This is a genomic window from Streptomyces sp. NPDC058632, assembly GCF_042717095.1.
Taxonomy (GTDB): domain Bacteria; phylum Actinomycetota; class Actinomycetes; order Streptomycetales; family Streptomycetaceae; genus Streptomyces.
This window is the reverse complement of sequence record NZ_JBHXQZ010000193.1, coordinates 1-2,739: the sequence shown is the minus strand read 5'-3', so window position 1 is coordinate 2,739 and position 2,739 is coordinate 1. Positions and strand designations below refer to the sequence as shown.

Sequence of the window (2,739 nt, the reverse complement as noted above, 5' to 3'; positions counted from 1 at the left end):
CCGGTGCCTGCTCGGCAGCCGCCGGCGCGGCTCCCGGAGCGCCGATGACGGAGAGCTTGGCGCCCACCTCGGCGGTCTCGTCCTCGCCGACCGTGATCTCCAGCAGCACACCCGAGGTGGGCGCCGGGATCTCGGTGTCGACCTTGTCGGTGGAGACCTCGAGCAGCGGCTCGTCGGCCTCGACGCTGTCACCGACCGACTTCAGCCAGCGGGTGACGGTGCCCTCGGTGACGGACTCACCGAGCGCGGGCAGGACCACGTCGGTGCCCTCGGCGGAGCCGCCGCCGGTGGAGGCCTCGGCAGTGGGAGCCGGCGCCGGGGCGGCCTGCTCGGTGGACGGGGCGGCCTGGGCCGGCTCGGGAGCCGGGGCGGCGGGCTGCTCGGCCTGCGGGGCCGGCTCGGCGGGCTGCTCGGCCTGCGGAGCCGGCTCGGCCTCCGGGGCGCCGGTGCCGTCGTCGATCAGGGCCAGCTCGGCACCGACCTCGACGGTCTCGTCCTCGGCGACCTTGATGGAGGACAGCACGCCGGCGGCCGGAGAGGGGATCTCGGTGTCGACCTTGTCGGTGGAGACCTCGAGCAGTGGCTCGTCGGCCTCGACGCGCTCGCCCTCGGCCTTCAGCCAGCGGGTGACAGTGCCCTCGGTGACGCTCTCGCCGAGCGCCGGAAGGGTTACGGAAACCGCCATGGTTTCGGTTGCTCCTTAGAAGTGCGGAAGTCTGTGTCGTCGCGCCCGTGACCGAAGACGTCAGTCGTGGGAGTGGAGGGGCTTGCCCGCGAGGGCCAGGTGCGCCTCGCCGAGCGCCTCGTTCTGCGTCGGGTGGGCGTGGACCAGCTGGGCGACCTCGGCAGGCAGCGCCTCCCAGTTGTAGATCAGCTGTGCTTCGCCGACCTGCTCGCCCATACGGTCGCCGACCATGTGGACGCCGACCACCGCACCGTCCTTGACCTGGACGAGCTTGATCTCGCCCGTGGTCTTGAGGATCTTGCTCTTGCCGTTGCCCGCCAGGTTGTACTTCAGGGCGACGACCTTGTCCGCACCGTAGATCTCCTTGGCCTTGGCCTCGGTGATGCCGACGGAGGCGACCTCGGGGTGACAGTACGTCACCCGGGGAACGCCGTCGTAGTCGACCGGGACGGTCTTCAGACCGGCCAGCCGCTCCGCCACCAGCATGCCCTCGGCGAAGCCGACGTGCGCGAGCTGGAGCGTCGGGACGAGGTCGCCGACCGCGGAAACGGTCGGGACGTTGGTCCGCATGTACTCGTCGACCAGGACGTAGCCGCGGTCCATGGCGACCCCGGCCTCCTCGTAGCCGAGACCCTGCGAGACCGGGCCGCGGCCGATGGCGACGAGCAGGACCTCGGCCTCGAACTCCTTGCCGTCGGCGAGGGTGACCTTCACGCCGTCCTGGGTGTACTCGGCCTTCTGGAAGAAGGTGCCCAGGTTGAACTTGATGCCCCGCTTGCGGAACGCCCGCTCCAGCAGCTTCGAGCTGTTCTCGTCCTCGACCGGGACGAGGTGCTTGAGGCCCTCGACGATGGTCACGTCGGTGCCGAAGGACTTCCACGCGGAGGCGAACTCGACGCCGATGACGCCGCCGCCCAGCACGATCGCGGACTTCGGCACACGGTCCAGGACGAGGGCGTGGTCGGAGGAGATGATCCGGTTGCCGTCGATCTCCAGGCCCGGCAGCGACTTCGGCACGGAGCCGGTCGCCAGCAGGACGTGGCGGCCCTGGACCCGCTGACCGTTCACGTCGACGGAGGTCGGCGACGACAGCCGGCCCTCACCCTCGATGTAGGTCACCTTGCGGGAAGCGATGAGACCCTGCAGGCCCTTGTACAGGCCGGAGATCACGTCGTCCTTGTACTTGTTGACGGCCGCCATGTCGATGCCCTCGAAGGTGGCCTTCACACCGAACTGCTCGCTTTCGCGGGCCTGGTCGGCGATCTCGCCCGCGTGCAGCAGGGCCTTGGTGGGGATGCACCCGTTGTGCAGGCAGGTACCGCCGACCTTGTCCTTCTCGATCAGGGCGACGTCCAGGCCCAGCTGCGCCCCGCGCAGGGCCGCGGCGTAACCACCGCTGCCACCGCCGAGGATCACTAGGTCGAAAACAGTGCTGGCGTCGTTCGCCACGTCACGTCCTCCATGCATGTGCGCCACGCCGGTCTCCAGCGACCGGTCGGCGGCTGGTGTCCGGCCGCTCTTTTGCCTTCGGCCCTTCGGTGGGGCCCTGTCCTGCCGAGCCCTATCCTCGCACTTGTCGGCGCGGAACGAGACGCGGGGCGGCGGTGTGAGACGTCCCACGTCCGAACGCCCGCCCGCCGCAGGCGTGGTGAGCACGTGCGGCGCCCGGCACGACACGCCCCCGGAGGCAGGGGCGGGGCGGCGGGGCCGGAGCGCGGCGGAGCGAACGGGAAGGGCCCGCAGGGGCCGGACGGCCCGCTACGACGGGGATCGGCCCCGGTACGCCGGGCACCGGGCCACGACAGCACGGGACCGGGCCGCCCCGGGGAGCGGAACCGGCGACCCGGATGGAGCCCGCCACGCGCCAAAGCGCCGGACCGGCCCGGACGGGCCGGCGCGGGGCGGTCGGACGCGGGCCGGGTGGGCCCGCGCGCGGCGGGGGGGGGGCCCCCCCCCCCCCCCCCCCGGCCCCCCCCCCCGCCCCCCCCCCCCCGCCCCCCCCCCCCCCCCCCCCCAGGCCGCCCCCCCCAGCGCGCGCGGGGCGGGGACCCCGC

2 protein-coding genes are annotated in these 2,739 nt (G+C 72.8%); both read right to left on the bottom strand.

Annotation, left to right across the window (positions count from 1 at the left end; all coding sequences use genetic code 11):
• On the bottom strand, positions 1-685 hold a 685-nt coding region (locus ACFWVE_RS34895), incomplete at its 3' end, for a biotin/lipoyl-containing protein (RefSeq protein WP_384023248.1).
• A gap of 60 nt (positions 686-745) precedes the next feature.
• The gene (gene lpdA, locus ACFWVE_RS34890) at positions 746-2,134 is read right to left on the bottom strand and encodes a dihydrolipoyl dehydrogenase (protein WP_384023246.1); all 1,389 of its coding nucleotides are present in this window, start codon (positions 2,132-2,134) and stop codon (positions 746-748) included.
• Between the last annotated feature and the right edge of the window lie 605 nt (positions 2,135-2,739).